Source organism: Rhodospirillales bacterium (assembly GCA_016872535.1).
GTDB lineage: Bacteria > Pseudomonadota > Alphaproteobacteria > Rhodospirillales > 2-12-FULL-67-15 > 2-12-FULL-67-15.
Genome location: VGZQ01000014.1, coordinates 1 through 17683 on the forward strand (window position 1 = coordinate 1; position 17683 = coordinate 17683).

11 protein-coding genes and 1 riboswitch are annotated in these 17683 nt (G+C 65.8%); of the genes, 10 read left to right on the plus strand and 1 reads right to left on the minus strand.

What is annotated here, in order from left to right; genetic code table 11:
• Positions 1-93: 93 nt before the first annotated feature.
• The 8 genes from FJ311_04310 (at position 94) to FJ311_04345 (ending at position 13729) form a co-directional block, all read left to right on the plus strand.
• On the plus strand, positions 94-693 hold the full coding sequence (locus FJ311_04310; GenBank protein ID MBM3950659.1) for a cytochrome c4: 600 nt from the start codon (positions 94-96) through the stop codon (positions 691-693).
• Between the two features lie 63 nt (positions 694-756).
• On the plus strand, positions 757-1944 hold the full coding sequence (locus FJ311_04315; GenBank protein MBM3950660.1) for an acyl-CoA dehydrogenase: 1188 nt from the start codon (positions 757-759) through the stop codon (positions 1942-1944).
• Positions 1945-1952: 8 nt separating this feature from the next.
• A complete protein-coding gene (locus tag FJ311_04320) occupies positions 1953-3650 on the plus strand; it encodes a thiamine pyrophosphate-binding protein (GenBank protein MBM3950661.1) in 1698 nt (565 codons plus the stop codon).
• Between the two features lie 40 nt (positions 3651-3690).
• Positions 3691-7242, plus strand: coding sequence for a pyridine nucleotide-disulfide oxidoreductase (locus FJ311_04325; protein MBM3950662.1), 3552 nt, complete (start codon positions 3691-3693; stop codon positions 7240-7242).
• 43 nt (positions 7243-7285) lie between these two features.
• A riboswitch (cobalamin riboswitch) is annotated at positions 7286-7489 on the plus strand.
• Positions 7490-7602: 113 nt separating this feature from the next.
• A complete protein-coding gene (locus tag FJ311_04330; protein ID MBM3950663.1) occupies positions 7603-9636 on the plus strand; it encodes a TonB-dependent receptor in 2034 nt (677 codons plus the stop codon).
• Entirely contained in the window at positions 9636-10466 is an 831-nt protein-coding gene (locus tag FJ311_04335; GenBank protein ID MBM3950664.1) for a TonB family protein, read from the plus strand. Before FJ311_04330 ends, FJ311_04335 begins: the two co-directional genes overlap by 1 nt.
• 67 nt (positions 10467-10533) lie before the next feature.
• The gene (locus FJ311_04340; protein MBM3950665.1) at positions 10534-11973 is read left to right on the plus strand and encodes a multicopper oxidase family protein; all 1440 of its coding nucleotides are present in this window, start codon (positions 10534-10536) and stop codon (positions 11971-11973) included.
• Positions 11974-12010: 37 nt separating this feature from the next.
• A complete protein-coding gene (locus FJ311_04345; GenBank protein MBM3950666.1) occupies positions 12011-13729 on the plus strand; it encodes a Kef family K(+) transporter in 1719 nt (572 codons plus the stop codon).
• Positions 13730-13741: 12 nt separating this feature from the next.
• Here FJ311_04345 and FJ311_04350 read toward each other — a convergent pair whose 3' ends face one another.
• A complete protein-coding gene (locus FJ311_04350) occupies positions 13742-15253 on the minus strand; it encodes an FAD-binding dehydrogenase (GenBank protein ID MBM3950667.1) in 1512 nt (503 codons plus the stop codon).
• A 346-nt stretch (positions 15254-15599) separates the two neighbouring features.
• Between FJ311_04350 and FJ311_04355 the strand changes: the two genes are divergently transcribed.
• Together FJ311_04355 and FJ311_04360 are read left to right on the plus strand one after the other, a co-directional pair.
• A complete protein-coding gene (locus FJ311_04355) occupies positions 15600-16925 on the plus strand; it encodes a nodulation protein NfeD (protein ID MBM3950668.1) in 1326 nt (441 codons plus the stop codon).
• Positions 16915-17682, plus strand: coding sequence for a slipin family protein (locus tag FJ311_04360; GenBank protein ID MBM3950669.1), 768 nt, complete (start codon positions 16915-16917; stop codon positions 17680-17682). The genes FJ311_04355 and FJ311_04360 overlap by 11 nt, the downstream gene beginning before the upstream one ends.
• The last annotated feature ends 1 nt before the right edge of the window (position 17683 follow it).

The window sequence follows — 17683 nt, forward strand, 5'->3', positions numbered from 1 at the left end:
GGTTTGGAACCATAATTGGCCTTATTTTCATTATAGGTTTTGTTATATAAGAATTCGGTTGGTATCGTTAGAAATTCGGTTTCTTTCAGCGCAATGACCCGAATACCCGCGCCCCGCCCCGTCATAGCCGTTTGCGCCCTCGCCGCGGCTGTCTGGATCGCACCGCCCGCCGGCGCGGCCGACCCGGCTGCGGGCGAAACCAAGGCGGCCTCGTGCCGCAGTTGCCACGGCGCCGACGGCAATTCGCCGTTCGACGGCATACCGTCGCTCGCCGCCCAACCGGCGCCATTCATCCAGGCTCAGATCAATTTGTACCGCGAAAACCGCCGGCAGATTCCCGAAATGAACGCGGCGGTTGCCGATCTCAAGGACGGCGACGTCGCCGACATCGCCGCTTACTTCGCGCGACAGAAACCGACCGAGCCGCCCGCCGATACCGATCACGCCCGTTTGCTGCGCGGCCGGGCGCTGGCCGAGGCCCGCAATTGCCAAGTCTGTCACCAGCCCGATTTTTCGGGACGGGACAAGGTCGCGCGGCTCGCCGGCCAGCGCGAGGATTACCTCTTGAAGGCGATGCACGACTTCCTGTCCGGCGCCCGGGTCGGCACCGACGGCATCATGCCCGGCAAGATGCACGCCACCACCGAGCAGGAGATGGCTGACCTCGCCTACTTCTTCGCCCACATCCGTTGAATCCGGCTGGCCCCGGGGCGGGGTTTCCCATAGGTTAGGCGACAGTCTCCGGGCCTTCCCGTCATGAATCAAACGACGAAATCCGCATTCGACTGGAGCGATCCCTTCCGGCTCGACGATCAGTTGAGCGAAGACGAAAAAATGGTGCGCGATTCCGCGCGCGCCTACGCCGAGCACAAGTTGATGCCGCGCGTGATCGAAGCCACCCGACGCGAGCATTTCGACCGCGAAATCCTGAACGAGATGGGCGCGCTCGGTCTCCTCGGCTCGACGCTCCCCGAGGCGTACGGTTGCGCCGGAGTCAATCACGTCAGCTACGGCCTCGCCGCGCGCGAAATCGAGCGGATCGATTCCGCCTACCGTTCGGTGATGAGCGTGCAGTCGTCGTTGGTGATGTATCCGATCTTCGCCTATGGCACCGAAGAACAGCGGAGAAAATATCTTCCCCGCCTTGCCAAGGGCGAATGGGTCGGCTGCTTCGGCTTGACCGAACCCGATCACGGCTCCGATCCCGGCGGCATGAAGACGCGCGCCGAGCGCAAGGGCAACGATGCCTTTGTTCTTACCGGCACCAAGACCTGGATTTCCAACTCGCCCATCGCCGACGTGATGGTCGTCTGGGCCAAGCTCGACGGCGTGATCCGCGGTTTCATCCTGGAGCGCGGCCTGAAGGGCCTGTCGACCCCGAAGATCGAAGGCAAGATGTCGCTACGCGCCTCGCCCACCGGCCAGGTCGTCATGGAGAACGTGGAGGTGCCGGCCGCGAACCTGCTGCCCAACGTCGAGGGCCTCAAAGGGCCGTTCGGTTGTCTCACCAAGGCGCGCTTCGGCATCGCCTGGGGCGCGCTCGGTGCCGCGGAATTCTGCTGGCAGGCGGCGCGGACCTACACCCTGGAACGCTCGCAGTTCGGCCGGCCGCTCGCCGCCAATCAGCTGATCCAGAAGAAGCTTGCCGACATGCAAACCGAAATCGCCATCGGCCTGCAAGCCTGCCTGCGCGCCGGCCGGCTGATGGACGAGGACCGCTGCCCGCCGGAATTAATCTCGCTGATCAAGCGCAATTCCTGCGGCAAGGCGATCGAGATCGCGCGCGCGGCGCGCGACATGCACGGCGGCAACGGCATCGTCGACGAATTTCACGTCATGCGTCATGTGGTCAATCTGGAAACCGTCAACACCTACGAAGGCACCCACGATATCCACGCCCTGATCCTCGGCCGCGCCCAGACCGGCCTGCAGGCGTTCAACTGACGCGGCCCATGAGTTCGTCCCCGCAGATTTCCCGCACCGGCGGCCAACTGCTCGTTCAAAGCCTCGTCGCCAACGGCGCCTCTCACGCCTTCACGGTTCCGGGCGAAAGCTTTCTCGGCGCGCTCGATGCGCTCTATGACGCGCAAAACGCGATCCGCCTGGTCGCCTGCCGCCAGGAAGGCGGCGCCGCCTACATGGCCGAGGCCTACGGCAAGCTCACCGGCCGGCCCGGGATCGCCTTCGTCACCCGCGGCCCCGGCGCGACCAACGCCTCGGTCGGCGTGCACACCGCGTTCCAGGATTCGACGCCGATGATCCTGTTCATCGGCCAGATCGCGCGCCGCACCCGCGACCGCGAAGCCTTCCAGGAAGTCGACTACCGCCGCATGTACGGCCCGCTCGCCAAGTGGGCGGCCGAGATCGACCATCCCGCGCGCGTGCCCGAATACGTCAACCGCGCGTTCCACGTCGCGTGTTCGGGCCGGCCCGGCCCGGTGGTGCTGGCGGTGCCGGAAGACATGCTGACCGAAGCCGCGAACGCCGAAGTCCCCGAGCCCGCGTCCGCCGCCGCCCCCTACCCCGACCCGGCGGCGATGGCGCGATTGCGCGAACTTTTGGCGCGGGCGACGAAACCCTTGATGATCGTCGGCGGCGGCGGCTGGTCGGCGGACGCCACCCGCGACATCCAGGTGTTCGCCGCCGCCAACAACATTCCGGTCGGTTGCGCGTTCCGCCGCCAGGACGCCTTCGACAACCGCGACGACCGTTACGTCGGCGATATCGGCGTCGCCGTCGCGCCCAAGCTCGCCGCCCGCGTGCGCGAGGCCGACCTTATTCTCGCGGTCGGACCCAGGCTCGGCGAGATGACGACCAGCGGCTATACCCTGCTCGCGCCGCCCGCGCCCAAGCAGACGCTGGTTCACGTTCTGCCGGACGCCAACGAATTGAACAGCGTCTATCGGGCCGAACTGGCGATCGTCGCCGGCATGACGCCGTTCGCCGCCGCGTTGCGCGCGCAGGCGCCCGTGGAGCGCCGGGCGTGGGACGATTGGACGAAGGCGGCGCGGGCCGACTATCTCGACTACGTCAAGCCGCTCGCGATTCCCGGTCCGGTGCAGATGGCGGAAATCGTCGCCTATCTCAATCGGACGCTGCCGAAGGACGCCATCGTCACCAACGGCGCTGGCAATTTCGCGGTCTGGGCGCATCGGTTCTATCAGTTCGGCCAATACGGCACCCAGCTCGGCCCGACCTCGGGCAGCATGGGTTACGGCGTGCCGTCGGCGGTGGCGGCAAAGATCCTCAACCCCGGCCGGATCGTGGTGTCGTTTTCCGGCGACGGCTGTTTCTTGATGAACGGCCAGGAACTTTCGACTGCCGTCGCGCAGGGTGCCAACGCCGTCTTCGTCGTTGTCAACAACGGCATGTACGGCACCATCCGCATGCACCAGGAAAAACGCTATCCGGGCCGGGTGATCGGGACCGAATTGCGCAACCCCGATTTCGCCCAGCTCGCGCGCGCCTACGGCGCCTACGGCGAAACGATAGCGCGCACCGAGGACTTCGCGCCCGCCTTCGAGCGCGCGCTCAAGTCCGACCGCCCGACGGTGCTCGAAATCCGGCTCGATCCCGACGCCATCACGCCCGTCGCCAGGCTTTCGGATTTGCGCGCCAACGCCCTTGCGGCCAAGGGGGCGAAGGGCTAAATCCCCTGGGCGTCGCGAGTCTCCCCGGAGAAATCCCCAGATGACGACTTCCCAGGGCGCAGGCACCCCCGCTCCGCCCCGCCTCGCGCTCGGATTCGGCATGACGTTCGCGGACCTTTACGCCCACGAGGGTCTCGCGCGCCTGGATGCCGCCTTTCTCGCCGATTTGGGCGGGCGCGACGCGACGTTGCGCGCCAGGCTCGATGCCGCCCGCGCCGGCGCGGGCGCGCTCGCCAAGCTCGCCGAATCGGAACTCCTGCTCGCGCTGGCGCCGCACCTCGAATCCTTTCTCGCCCGTCTGTTCGGAATCGAACCCGAGATCGAGGCGCTACGCGCGCGCCAGCGTACCCTTGATCCCCTATGGGAAGTAAAGCGCAACTTCGTCCAGCGCAAAGCGTTGAAAGGCACCAAACCGGAAACGGCGGCGGCGACCGACGGCGCGGGCCTCGCGCGCGAACTCGAAACGCTGATCGGCGCGCCGCTCACCGAGCAATCGTTCGCCGAAGCCGTGGTCGCGTGGGCCAAGGACGCCGCGGCGAACGCCGACAAGCTCGCCAAGGCCGAAGCATACGCCGCGTGGGCCGTGCTGTCGCCCGAAGGCCGCAAGCGCCACGGCGCGGGCGTGCTGTTCCAGCAGCCGGGCAAAATCGATCCCGCCCATCTGGTGCGCCACCTCGACAGCCGGACCGACGAAGGGTTTACCCGTTATGCCATCGCCGAAGGACATCTGCGCCGGCGCGAGGGCTTCGCGCTGACCGATCCGGGCGCCGACCTCGTTCACGCCCTCGACCACGCCAACTACTGCATCTGGTGCCACAAGCAGGGGAAGGATTCCTGCTCGACGGGTTTGCGCGAAAAAGCCGGCGTGGACGGCGCAGCCCCGCCGTTCCGCAAGAGCGCGGGCGGCGTGACGCTGGCCGGTTGCCCGCTCGGCGAAAAAATTTCCGAGTTCCAGCTGCTCAAGGCCGAAGGCGTTCCGGTCGGCGCGCTGGCCATGATCGCGATCGATAACCCGCTCGCCGCCGCGACCGGGCACCGCATCTGCAACGACTGCATGAAGGCCTGCGTCTACCAGAAGCAGGACCCGGTCAACACGCCGGAACTCGAAACCCGGACGCTCAAGGACGTGCTCGAACTGCCGTGGGGGTTCGAAATCTATTCGCTGTTGACGCGCTGGAATCCGCTCAACCTGCGCGCGCCGTTCCCCAAACCTTCGAGCGGGCGCAAGGTGCTGGTGGTGGGCATGGGTCCGGCCGGATTTTCGCTCGCCCACTTCCTGCTCAACGACGGGCACGCGGTGGTTGGCGTCGACGGCCTCAAGATCGAGCCGCTGCCGGGTGAGATTTCCGGCGTCGCCGGCGACGGATCGCGCGTTCCTTTCCGCCCGATCCGCGACGTGCGCGAACTCAGGGAATCCCTCGACGACCGGATGATGGCCGGGTTCGGCGGCGTCGCCGAATACGGTATCACCGTGCGCTGGGATAAAAACTTCCTCAAGATCGTGCGCCTGCTCCTGGAGCGTCGGGCCGAGTTCGCGCTGTTCGGCGGCGTACGCTTCGGCGGCACCATCACCCTGGAGCAGGCCTGGGCGACGGGGTTCGATCACGTCGCGCTCGCCGTCGGCGCGGGGCGGCCGACTGTGATCGAAATTCCGAACGGCCTCGCGCGCGGCGTGCGGGTCGCGTCCGATTTCCTGATGGCGTTGCAGTTGACGGGCGCGGCACGGATGAATTCGCTCGCCAACATGCAGCTCAGGCTGCCGGTGGTGGTGGTCGGCGGCGGGCTCACCGCCATCGACACCGCGACCGAGGCGCTCGCCTATTATCCGCGCCAAGTGGAGAAATTCCTCGCCCGCTGCGAACAAATGAACGCCGAGAGAGGCGGCGGCCCCATGACCTGCGCCGACTGGGACGAGGAAGAGCGGCAGATCGCCAAGGAATTCTTCGCCCATGCCCGCGCCATCCGCGCCGAACGCGCGCGGGCCAAGGCCGAAAACCGCGCCCCGCGCATCGTCGAGATGATCCGAAGCTGGGGCGGCGTCACCATCGCCTACCGCAAGGGATTGGCCGACAGTCCCTCCTACACCCTCAACCACGAGGAAGTGGAAAAGGCGCTCGAGGAAGACATCGCCTTCGCCGAAGGCCTGGCGCCGGTCGAAGTCCAGGTCGACCGCTTCGGCCACGCTTCGGCGCTGGTGTTGGAACGCCAAAAGAAAGGCGCGGACGGTCGTTGGGTCGGCGACGGCCGCGTGACGTTGCCGGCGCGCGCCATCTTCGTCGCCGCCGGCACCCAGCCCAACATCACGCTTGCGCGCGAGGACGCCGTTCATTTCCCGCTCGACGGCAAGTACTTCCAGGCGTGCGACGAAGAGGGCCGGCCGGTCAAACCGGAACGCGCGCTGAGCAAGCCCGCGAACGCGCGCGTGCTGCTGACCCGCGCCGACGACGGACGCTTCGTCAGCTTCTTCGGCGATTCGCATCCGAGCTATTTCGGCAATGTGGTCAAGGCGATCGGCAGCGCCAAGCAGGGCTTTCCGGTGGTTTCGCGCGTGCTGGCCCAGCGCCCGCCCGCCAGCAAGGAAAGCCCGGCACGTTTCTTCGCCGCCCTCAACGACGATCTTCGCCCGATGGTGGTCAAAACCGAGCGCCTGACCCCGGACATCATCGAGTTGGTGCTCAAGGCGCCGGCCGCCGCGCGCGCTTTCCACCCCGGACAGTTCTACCGCCTCCAGAATTACGAAGCGCTGGCGCCGATGGCGGAAGGTACCCGGCTGTTGATGGAAGGGATCGCGCTCACCGGCGCCTGGGTCGACAAGGCTAAGGGCCTGATCTCGATCATCGTGCTCGATATGGAAGGCTCCAGCTCTCTCTGCCGGCTGCTCAAACCCGGGGATCCGGTGGTGCTGATGGGCCCGACCGGAACGCCGACCGAAATTCCGTCGGATGAAACGGTATTGCTGATCGGCGGCGGACTGGGCAACGCGGTGTTGTTCTCCATCGGCCAGGCGCTGCGCGCGGCGGGAAGCCGGGTGCTGTATTTCGCCGGCTATTGGAGCCCGAAGGACCGCTACAAGGTGGAGGAGATCGAACGCGCCGCCGACGCCATCGTCTGGTGTTGCAACGAAAAACCGGGATTCGCGCCGACCCGGCCGCAGGACCGCGCCTTCGTCGGCAACCTGGTCGAGGCGCTCGCCGCCTACGGCGAAGGCCGGATCGACAAGCCGCCGATCCCGCTCCGGGACGTGGATCGTATCATCACCATCGGTTCCGACCGGATGATGGCTGCGGTGGCGGCGGCGCGCCACGGCATGCTCAAACCCCATCTCAAGTCGCCGCATTTCGCCATCGGCTCCATCAATTCACCGATGCAATGCATGATGAAGGAAATCTGCGCCCAGTGCCTGCAACCGACCGTCGATCCCAAGACCGGCGAACGTGGCTACGTCTTTTCCTGCTTCAATCAGGATCAGCCGCTCGATTGCGTCGATTGGGCGGGCCTGCACGCGCGGCTGCGCCAGAACAGCGTGCAGGAAAAACTCTGCGCCCACTGGATCGCGCGCTGCCTGGACAAATTGCCGAAGGCCCGAATTTAAGCCCGTTTCGGCCGTCGTCTTGACTCGCCACCCGGCGACCGCTAGGCATGTTCCCGGCGTCGGTTCCCGAAGTTTGGGATCAAAAGGGAAGCCGGTGAGGCCCGCGCGAGCGAGCCAAAGCCGGAGCTGCCCCCGCAACTGTAAGCGGGCTACGTCGCGACCCTCGCGTGCCACTGGGATTTCCCCGGGAAGGCCGGTCGCGATCGCCCCGCAAGCCAGGAGACCTGCCGACGCCGCGGGTCAATGCGAATTCCACAGTCGGGGTGTGCTCGTGGCGGAATACTCTTCAAATTCCAAGACAGCGATTCGTTCGCGTCTCTCCGTTCGCGTTGACGTTTCTTACGCGCATCGGAGCGACAGATGTTCATCGTGGAAGTTCGGCCGCCGCGAGCGGCGCTGATTCTCGTTTTCGCCTTCGTTTTCGTTTCGGCTTTCCCCAGCGCGCGCGGTTTCGCCCAATCGGGCGGCACCCAACGTTTGCCCGAAACCGTAGTCACCGCAACCCGGCTCGGCGAAGGCATCACCGGCGCTTCAACCACCGTCATCACCGCCGAAGAAATCGAACGCTCGCCCGCCGCCACCCTGCCCGAGCTGCTTTCCCGCCAGCCCGGCGTCCAGGTGCAGACCTTGTTCGGGGGCGGAACCGGAACGCGCACCGCGGTCGATATCCGCGGCTTCGGCGCCGCCGCGACCCCCAACACGCTGGTGCTGGTCAACGGTCGCCGGCTCACCGACGTCGATCTCGCCGGCGTCGATTTCAGCACCATCCCTCGCGACAGCATCGCGCGCATCGAAATCACCCGCGGCAACAGCGGCACCGTTCTTTACGGCGACGGGGCCGTCGGCGGCGTCATCAACATCGTCACCAAGACCGGCATCGACGCCAAACCCGGCTACCGCGTCGACGGCGCCCTCGGCACATTCGATTACCGCGAAGCGTCGGCGTCGGCGGTGCAATCCTTCGGCCCGGTGTCGGCGTCGATCTACGCCAACGCCGTCAATTCCGACGGCTACCGCGACAACAACATGGTGCGCCAGCGCAACGCCGTCGCCGACGTGCGCTACCGACTCGAAAACGGAAGCGTCTATCTGAACCTGTCGGTGGACGACCAGTTTATCGGTCTGCCGGGCGCGCGCCGCGTGACGTTGACCAGCAATCAACTCGAAACCGATCGGCGCGGCGCCGCGACGCCGCGCGATTTCGCCGAACGTGAAGGCATCAACGCGACCATCGGCGCCACCCATAATTTCGGCGACAACTTGGAGTTCATTCTCGACGGCGGGCTTCGCCGGAAAACGAATCACGCCCACGTCACCACGGTGGTGGACACGGTGCTGTCGACGCTGTCCCTCACCCCGCGCGCCAACGCCCAGCATCAACTCTTCGGCGTTCCGGCGCGCGCGACCTTCGGTGCCGACCTCTACTATTCGATGTACGATTCCGACCGCCGCAACATCGCGGTCAATGTGCCGTTCAATACCTACGAGATCAATCAACTGGTTGGCGCCGTGTATGCCCAGGAGACCGTCGCCGTCCGGCCCGACACCGACGTTTCCGCCGGGCTCCGTCTGGTCGCCACCGACACCTCGGCCAACAACCGGGCCAACACCAGCGCGCCGGGCGGCAGTTTCGAAACCCAGCTCGTTCCGCTCGACGAAACCCGGAAGAACTATGCCGCCCATTTGGGAATCGATCACCGGCTGACCGAACGGTTCGCGTTGTTCGGCCGCGTCGGGCGCGGCCTCAGGTTGCCGACGGTCGACGAGCGCGTCACTTCTTCGTCCAATTTCGGGTTGCTGCCCCAGACCTCGCACGACATCGAAGCCGGTTTCCGCTTCGACATGGGACCGCTCGAATTGCAGTCGAGCGCCTACGTGATGAAATTGAAGAACGAGCTGCACTTCAATCCGTCGACGTTCACCAACGTCAATCTCGACCCGACCCGGCGCGAAGGCGTCGAAACCTTCGTGCGCTACCGGCTCGGCGATTCGGTGCGGCTCAAGGGCGGCTTCGCCTACACCGACGCCGAATTTCGCGCCGGCCCGTTCAAGGACAAGCGCGTGCCGCTGGTCTCCCAGTGGACCGGCAACGGCGGCATCGGCTGGGACGTCGTGCCGAAAATGGCGGCATTGGACCTCGACGTCCGTTACGTCGGCTCGCGCCGCTTCGATAACGACCAACGCAACGTCCAGCCGCTGATTCCAGAATACGCCGTGGTCGATTTGCGCATCGGCGGGGACTACGACCGGTTCCGCTGGTCGCTCGCGGTGCTCAACCTGTTCGACACCGATTACTTCGATTACGGCATCGCCAGTTCCTCGACCTTCGGCACCTACAACGCGTATCCGCAACCGGGCCGCACCTTCATTGGACGCGTGGGGGCGGATTTCTGATGACCTTGCGCCGCGACGCCCTCTCCGGTTTCAGCGCGTCGGCGGCGCTGCACGGCGCCGCCCTGGCGACGGTGCTGGCCTTCGGCAGCGGTTGGTGGGGCGCCGCGCAACCGTTCGCCGGCACCGCGCCGACGGTCTGGCCGGTGGTGTGGATCGATGCGGCGCTTCCGCAGGATGTCGCCGAGCCGACGCCGGAACCGGCGGCCGCCTTGACGGCGGCGAAAGAAATCGCGCCCGAACCGAAAAAGCCCGAGCCGGAAAAATCCGAGCCGGAAAAATCCGAGCCGGAGAAACTCGGGCCGAAATCCGACGCGCGCCCGCCGGAAAAACCCGAACCGAAACCCGAGGTTCGCAGGCCGAAACTGAAAAAGTCGCCGCCTGCCGCCGTCGGAGACGTGGCCGCGCCCGAACCGGCCCCGATGGCCAGCGAACCGGACACGGCCGAGGCGCTCCATTCCGATGCCGCGTCGGAGACGACGAAAAGCGACCCCCCCGCCGTGGCCGCGAGCGCCGGCGCCATCGCGGGCGAGACGGAACTCGCCGCCCTGCCCCCGCCTGCCGCCGCGCCCGCGTCGGTCGGCTGGTCGGTGGAAGTGCGCATTCCGCCGGTCTATCCGCTCGCCGCCCGGCGGCGCGGAGTCGAGGGCGAAGTGGTGCTACGCGCCGAGATCGGGGCCGATGGGGCGCCAACCGCCGTCAACGTGATCCGCGGCAGCGGCCACGCCGAACTCGACGCCGCCGCGCGTGCGGCGGTCGAGAAATGGCGCTTCCGGGCGCCGAGCGGGTCCGACGTCGAAATTCCCATCGTTTTTAGGCTCGAAAACCGCTGAATTCGCGGCGCACTTGACTCCGATCCCGACGCGGATCAAGTGAAGCGATGCCGACCGGATCGCCGCCATGACCGTCGCCCCTTTCACCCGACGCGGCCTGCTCGCGGGCGCCGCCGCCTTCGCCGGCGCGATACTGGTTCCCGCCGCAAAACCCGCGTTCGCGGCCAAGGGCTATCGATTGGAACCGGCGCCGGGGCGCGCGGCGATCGTGCCTAGCCAGCCGGAAACCGAGGTCTGGGCCTATAACGGCGCCGTGCCGGGGCCGACGCTGCGGTTCCGCCGGGGCGAACGGGCGCGGATCGAGGTCGCGAACGGCCTTGCGCACGAAACCACGGTCCACTGGCACGGCGTACGCCTGCCCAACGCCATGGACGGCGTGCCCCACGTCACCCAGCCGCCGATCGCGCCGCAAGGCACCTTCGTCTACGAGTTCGACATGCCGGACGCGGGCACGTTCTGGTACCACCCGCACGCCATGAGCGTGGAGCAACTCGAGCGCGGGCTTTCTGGCGCGTTCGTGGTCGAGGAAGATAGGCCCCCTCCGGTCGATCGCGATCTGGTCTGGGTGCTGAAGGATTGGCGGCTTGCGCGCGACGCACAGGTGGTTGGCGACTTCGCCAATTTCATGGACGCGAGCCATGCCGGCCGGATCGGCAACACCGTCACCCTCAACGGCCGAATTCCCGAATCCGTTCCGGTGAAGGCCAACGAACGCCTGCGTCTCCGCCTCGTCAACGTCGCCAACGCGCGCATTTTCGCCCTCGAGTTTCGCGGCCTCGTACCCAAAATCATCGCTCTTGACGGCCAGCCGGTCGAGTCGCACGCGCCGGAGGGCGGCCGCATCGTGCTCGGCCCCGGCATGCGCGCGGATGCCATTGTCGATATCGGCGACGTCGCGGGCGGGCGGGTCGCGGTGATCGATTCGTATTTTGCCCAGCGCACTTACAAACTGCTCGATTTGGTCATCGAGGGGTCGGCCCGTTCCTCGCTTCTCGCCGACACGATCCGCCTCCCCGATAACCCGTTGCCGCCCCTCGATCTCGCCAACGCGATCCGGCACGCGATCGAGTTCGGCGGCGGCATGATGGATCCTCAACTGATGCGCGCGCGCAGGCCCGACGGTAGCATCGACCCTGACCTCGTGCGCGGCGTGCGCGAGCGCATGGGTCAAGGCCGCATCTGGACCGTCAATGGCCGCGCCGTTCTGATGACCGGACATGGTCACGACCCGCTGTTCGCTCTGCGCACCGGACAGACGTGCGTCCTCGATCTTGCCAACGAAACCGCCTGGGCGCACCCAATCCATCTCCACGGTGTTGTTTTCCGGGTCCTGTCGCGTAACGGCCAAACACCGGCGCGGACCGAATGGCGCGACACCGAATTGCTGCACCCGGGCGAGCGCGCCACCATCGCCTTCGCCGCGACCGAGCCGGGCGACTGGATGTTCCATTGTCACGTGCTGGAACACCAGGAAACCGGCATGATGGGCATTTTTCGGATCGGATAGGTGACTTCCCGCCGGTCGCGCGCGATACTGGCGCGACATGCTGCACCACCATCCGCTGATCGCCACCGTCGTCGGGGGCTTGTTTCTTGCCTTCGTGCTGGGCTCGCTCGCGCAGCGGTTGCGCGTTTCCCCCTTGATCGGTTATTTGCTCGCCGGCGTGGCCGTCGGCCCCCACACGCCCGGCTTCGTCGCCGATCAGACGCTGGCCGCCGAACTCGCCGAGATCGGCGTCATTCTGCTGATGTTCGGCGTCGGCTTGCATTTCTCGCTGAAAGACCTTCTCTCCGGATGGACCGTCGCGATTCCGGGCGCGATCGGCCAGATCGCCGTCGCGACCCTGTTGGGCCTGGGCGTGGCGTGGCTTCTGGGATGGTCGCTTCCCGCCGGGCTGGTGTTCGGCCTCGCGCTTTCGGTGGCGAGCACGGTGGTGCTGCTCCGCGCCCTGCAGGAGCGCCGCCTGATCCAAACCGAGCGCGGGCGGATTGCGGTCGGCTGGCTGATCGTCGAGGACCTGGTGATGGTTCTGGCGCTCGTCCTACTGCCCGTCCTGGCCGGTTTCGCCGGCGGCGCGGCGACGGAAACGGTAACATCCGCGGACCAAGTTCTGACCACGATTCTCTTGACCGTCGGAAAAGTGATCGCATTCGTCGTCGTGATGTTGATTGTCGGGCGCCGGGTGATTCCGTGGATTCTGCATTACACCGCGCACACCGGATCGCGGGAATTGTTCCGGCTCGCCGTCCTGGCGATCGCGCTCGGGGTCGCCTATGGCGCGGCGGTTCTTTTCGGCGTTTCGTTCGCCGTTGGCGCCTTCTTCGCCGGGATGATCCTGAGCGAATCGGAGTTGAGCCAGCGGGCCGCCGAGGAATCTCTGCCCCTGCGCGACGCATTCGCCGTCCTGTTTTTCGTCTCGGTCGGTATGTTGTTCGATCCCGCCATCCTGTTGCGCGATCCGTGGCCCCTCGTCGCGACGCTGCTGATCATCCTGATCGGAAAGTCAACCGCCGCCTTCGTGATCGTCCGCCTCTTCGGCCGCTCGACCGGAACGGCGTTGATGATTTCGGCGAGTCTCGCCCAAATCGGCGAATTCTCGTTCATCCTGGCCGGCCTCGGCGTGAGCCTCAAGTTGCTGCCCGAACAGGGCCAAAACCTCATACTAGCGGGAGCTATTCTCTCGATCCTGGTCAATCCGGCGTTTTTTTATTTGGTCGAGCGCCTGCGGCCATCCCTCGATCGTCCGGCCCAACCCGCTTCTCCGGTGCAGACAACGCAACCGGTCACCGAGGAACCGCTGGTCCCCACCGCGCTCACGGATCATGCCGTGTTGGTCGGTTACGGGCGCGTCGGCGGCGTCATCGGCGACGATCTCCGGCGCCGAGGGATGCCGTTACTCGTCATCGAGGAAAGGCCGGAAATCTTCAAGCAAGCCCAAACGAACGGTATCGAGGCCCTGTCCGGCAACGCGGCGAACGCCGCGTTGCTCGAGGCGGCGAATATCGCCAAAGCCCGGTTGTTGTTCGTGGCTATCCCGGACGGGTTCGAGGCGGGCCAGGTGGTGGAACAGGCAAAAGCGGTCAACCGATCCTTGAAGGTCGTCGCGCGGGCCTATTCCGATGCCGAGGCCTCGCATCTTCGGCAGATGGGAGCCGATTCGATCGTCATGGGCGAACGCGAGATCGCGCTCGGCATGATGGCGGCCGCGTTTCCCAAGAGCGAAGCGGAACAGGTGCCGCCGCCAAAAGCGGCCGGTTCGTGATGGGACAGGCGCTTATTTCCCGCGCGCGAAAGCGGCGGCCGAGCGTCCGGCAATGCGGCCGAACACCGCGCCCGACATCAATCCGGTGCCGCCCGGATAGTTGAAATAAAAAAGGCCGCCGACGATCTCGCCCGCGGCGAACAGGCCGGATATCGGGTTCATCGCTTCGTCCTTCACGCGGGCTTCGCCGTCGATGCGGACGCCGCCGAACGTAAACGTGATTCCGCACGTGACAGCGTAAGCCTCGAACGACGGCTGGTCGATGGTGTTGGCCCAATTGGATTTAGGGATGCGGAGCCCGGCGGTCGAGCGGCCGTCCTTAATGTTGGGATTGAAGGGCACATTGGTGCGCACCGCGGCGTTGTATTCCTCGACCGTGCGGATAAAGGCCTTTGCTTCAACCCCTTCGAGCTTGCCCGCCAGCTCCTCCAGCGTCGCCGCCGTGACCTTGGTCACCTGCTTGATCCGGTATTCGTCGCGCAGCAGATGGACCACCTTGCGGTCGAATATCTGCCACGCGAACTGCTGGGGCTGTTCGAGAATAACCCGACCGTATTTGGCGTAAGTGTAATTGCGGAAGTCGGCGCCTTCGTCGACGAACCGCTCGCCTCGCGCGTTGACCATGATCCCGAACGGGTAGCTGTGCTTTTGGAATCCGTCGCCGACCGCAAGATCGCCGAATTCGGGCGCGTTGCGGTCCCAGCCGACCGCGTGACAGCCCGACCAGTTGCCGGCCGAGGACGCCCCGACGGCGAGCGCCATCTTGTGCCCGTCGCCGGTGTTGAAACGGGTGCCGCGCACCTTGGCCAGTTCCCACCCCGGCCCGAGGTAGCGCGCGCGCATTTCCGCGCTGCTTTCGAATCCGCCGGAGGCGAGCACCACCGCGCCGGCGCGCAAATCCTCGTCCCGTCCCGCCGTCCGCACCCGAACGCCTTCGACCGCGCCGCCCGGGGCCAGCAAGTCGATCGCCCGCGCACCGTAGCGGATGTCGATGCCGGCGGCGCGGCAGAGTTCGCTCAACCGATCGACCAGGCCAGGCCCGCCGCCCCAGGCCTCGACCGTGAGCCCGCCCCAAAACTTGAACCGGCCGTCGACCTTGAACGCCTGCCTCCCGTAAATGGGCACGAACCGCAACCCCTTGCCGTGCAACCATAAAATCGTGTCGAAGCTCCGCCGGACGAGGGTTTCGACCAAATCCGGATCGGCCCGGTACTGGGTCACCCGGAACATATCCTCGAAAAAGTCGTCTTCGGTATAGGCGCCGAAATCGGTCGCGGCGATTTCCGCTTCGGTCAAGTCAGGCATCACCTGCTTGAGATCGTCGACGCCGCCATAGGCGAAGCGGATGGCGCCGGCGGTGAAACGGCTGTTGCCTCCGCTTTCCTCGATCGGCGCGCGTTCCAGTACGCAGACCGTGGCACCGCCTTCGCGCGCCGCCAGCGCCGCGCACAACGCCGCGTTGCCACCGCCGACCACGACGACATCGACGTCGAAGTGGCGTCCGGGCACCCGTTTTTGACCCATTGTCCCTTATCCCCCAAGCCCGAGACCGTCGCATCCTCGGCGCCGATCCTCGGGCCTCGACGGTATCGCATCGCAAGACTATATATTCAAGCAATCCTCTCGCGTATGCGGCGGCGGACGCCACGGAACCCCGCCGGAAGGCTTTCCGGCGGACTTTTCTCCGTCGATCCTTTTTGAAGGCTAACCCATTGGGCGACAGGCTGTGACTTGCTCCAACCCCAACTCGCCGAAGGTCCCGTTTGCGGGATTGGTCGGCGTGCGGCTCTTTCGGGGCCTTGCCTTGCTGTTCCTGGCGGCCGTTGTCCTCGCCGCCGCTGCCGCGCCCGGCGCTACGCCGAGCGACCGAATGGGGATTGTCCTCAATATCGAAGGCGCGATCGGTCCCGCCACCGCCGACTACTTTTCGCGCGGTCTCGAAAAAGCACGCGAGCGCGGCGCCAAGCTGGTCGTGTTGCGCCTGGATACCCCGGGCGGACTCGATACGTCGATGCGCGAGGTCATCCGCGATATTCTCACGTCGCCGCTGCCGATCGCTACCTACATCAGCCCGGGCGGCGCGCGGGCCGCCAGCGCCGGAACCTTTATCATGTACGCCAGTCATGTCGCGGCGATGGCGCCGGCGACCAATCTCGGCGCGGCGACGCCGGTCCAGCTCGGCGGGCTTCCGCTGCCGGGCGACGATAGCGGAAAAGAAAAAAAACCCGAAGGCTCCAAGGATGACGGCGGCGGCACGCGGCCACAGCCCGGTCCGGGACGCGGCGCGATGGAAGCCAAACTCGTCAACGACGCCGCCGCCTATATCCGTTCGCTCGCCGAGCTGCGGGGCCGCAACGCCGATTGGGCGGAAAAGGCCGTGCGCGAAGGCGCGAGCTTGCCCGCGCACGAGGCGCACGCGGCGAACGTCGTCGATATTCTCGCGCGCGACGTGGACGACCTGCTCGCCCAGGCGCACGGTCGAACCGTGAAGATGGGCGGCTCCGAAATCGTTCTCGACACCCGGGATCTCGTCCTGACCACCATCGAGCCCGATTGGCGAAATCGGCTGCTTGCCGCCGTCACAAATCCGAATGTCGCCTTGATATTGATGATGATCGGCATCTACGGACTGGTATTCGAGTTCATGAATCCGGGCGCGCTATATCCCGGCATCGTCGGCGCCATCTGCCTGCTCGTCGGCCTCTACGCGTTGGCGGCGTTGCCGGTCAATTACGCCGGGCTCGCTCTCATGGCTTTGGGCCTTGCGCTGATGGTCGCCGAGGCGTTCACGCCGTCGATCGGCGCGCTCGGCATCGGCGGCGCGGTCGCCTTCGCTCTCGGCGCCGTCATCTTGATCGATACCGATTTCCCCGATTTCGAGATTTCGAAGCCGGTCGTTTTCGGCGTCGCCGCCGTCAGTCTCGCCCTGACGGCGATCGTCGCGCGCCTTGCCGTCACGTCGCACCGACGCGCCGTGGTGAGCGGGCGCGAGGGAATGATCGGAGCGTCCGGACAAGTCCTCGAGTGGAACGGCCGGTCGGGATACGTCCTCAGCCACGGCGAACGCTGGAAGGCGATCTCCTCCGAGCCGCTCGCGCCTAGCTGCCGGGTGCGCGTCGTCGCGCTCGACGGACTCACGCTCAAGGTCGAACCTGAAACCGACACGTCAAAAGGAGCTTCATCCCATGTGGACTGATTTCGCTTTCATCTATTTGCCGATCGCTGTCCTTTCCATCCTCTTCCTCGCGGCGGCGATCAAGATCCTGCGCGAATACGAGCGCGGGGTCGTTTTCACCCTCGGCCGTTTCACCGGAGTCAAGGGGCCGGGCCTGATCATCCTGATCCCTTACGTCCAGCAGATGGTACGCACCGACCTGCGAACGGTCGTGCTCGACGTGCCGAGCCAGGATGTGATTTCGCGCGACAACGTTTCGGTCAAGGTCAACGCGGTAATTTATTTCCGCGTCGTCGATCCCGAAAAGGCGACGATCCAGGTCGCGGATTTCATGCAGGCGACGGGCCAACTCGCCCAGACCACGCTGCGATCCGTGCTCGGCAAACACGAACTCGACGAAATGCTGGCGGAACGGGACAAGCTCAATAACGACATCCAGGAGATTCTTGACAAGCAAACCGACGCTTGGGGCATCAAGGTCGCCAACGTCGAGATCAAGCACGTCGATATCAACGAAAGCATGGTCCGGGTCATTGCCCGCCAAGCCGAAGCCGAACGCGAGCGCCGCGCCAAGATCATCAACGCCGAAGGCGAGCAGCAGGCGGCGCAAAAACTGTTGGAAGCGGCGGAAATCATCGCCCGGCGACCCGAGGCCATGCAGCTCCGCTATCTCGGCACCTTGAGCGCGATTTCGACCCAGAATTCTTCGACCATCGTTTTTCCGTTTCCGATGGAGATGTCGCGTTTCCTCGCCGGCCTGGGCGGCAAGACTTCGTGAC

Coding starts and splice junctions, on each gene's coding strand:
- FJ311_04310 (MBM3950659.1), top strand. CDS start 94: ATGACCCGAATACCCGCGCCCCGCCCCGTCATAGCCGTTTGCGCCCTC.
- FJ311_04315 (MBM3950660.1), top strand. CDS start 757: ATGAATCAAACGACGAAATCCGCATTCGACTGGAGCGATCCCTTCCGG.
- FJ311_04320 (MBM3950661.1), top strand. CDS start 1,953: ATGAGTTCGTCCCCGCAGATTTCCCGCACCGGCGGCCAACTGCTCGTT.
- FJ311_04325 (MBM3950662.1), top strand. CDS start 3,691: ATGACGACTTCCCAGGGCGCAGGCACCCCCGCTCCGCCCCGCCTCGCG.
- FJ311_04330 (MBM3950663.1), top strand. CDS start 7,603: ATGTTCATCGTGGAAGTTCGGCCGCCGCGAGCGGCGCTGATTCTCGTT.
- FJ311_04335 (MBM3950664.1), top strand. CDS start 9,636: ATGACCTTGCGCCGCGACGCCCTCTCCGGTTTCAGCGCGTCGGCGGCG.
- FJ311_04340 (MBM3950665.1), top strand. CDS start 10,534: ATGACCGTCGCCCCTTTCACCCGACGCGGCCTGCTCGCGGGCGCCGCC.
- FJ311_04345 (MBM3950666.1), top strand. CDS start 12,011: ATGCTGCACCACCATCCGCTGATCGCCACCGTCGTCGGGGGCTTGTTT.
- FJ311_04350 (MBM3950667.1), bottom strand. CDS start 15,253: ATGGGTCAAAAACGGGTGCCCGGACGCCACTTCGACGTCGATGTCGTC.
- FJ311_04355 (MBM3950668.1), top strand. CDS start 15,600: ATGGGGATTGTCCTCAATATCGAAGGCGCGATCGGTCCCGCCACCGCC.
- FJ311_04360 (MBM3950669.1), top strand. CDS start 16,915: ATGTGGACTGATTTCGCTTTCATCTATTTGCCGATCGCTGTCCTTTCC.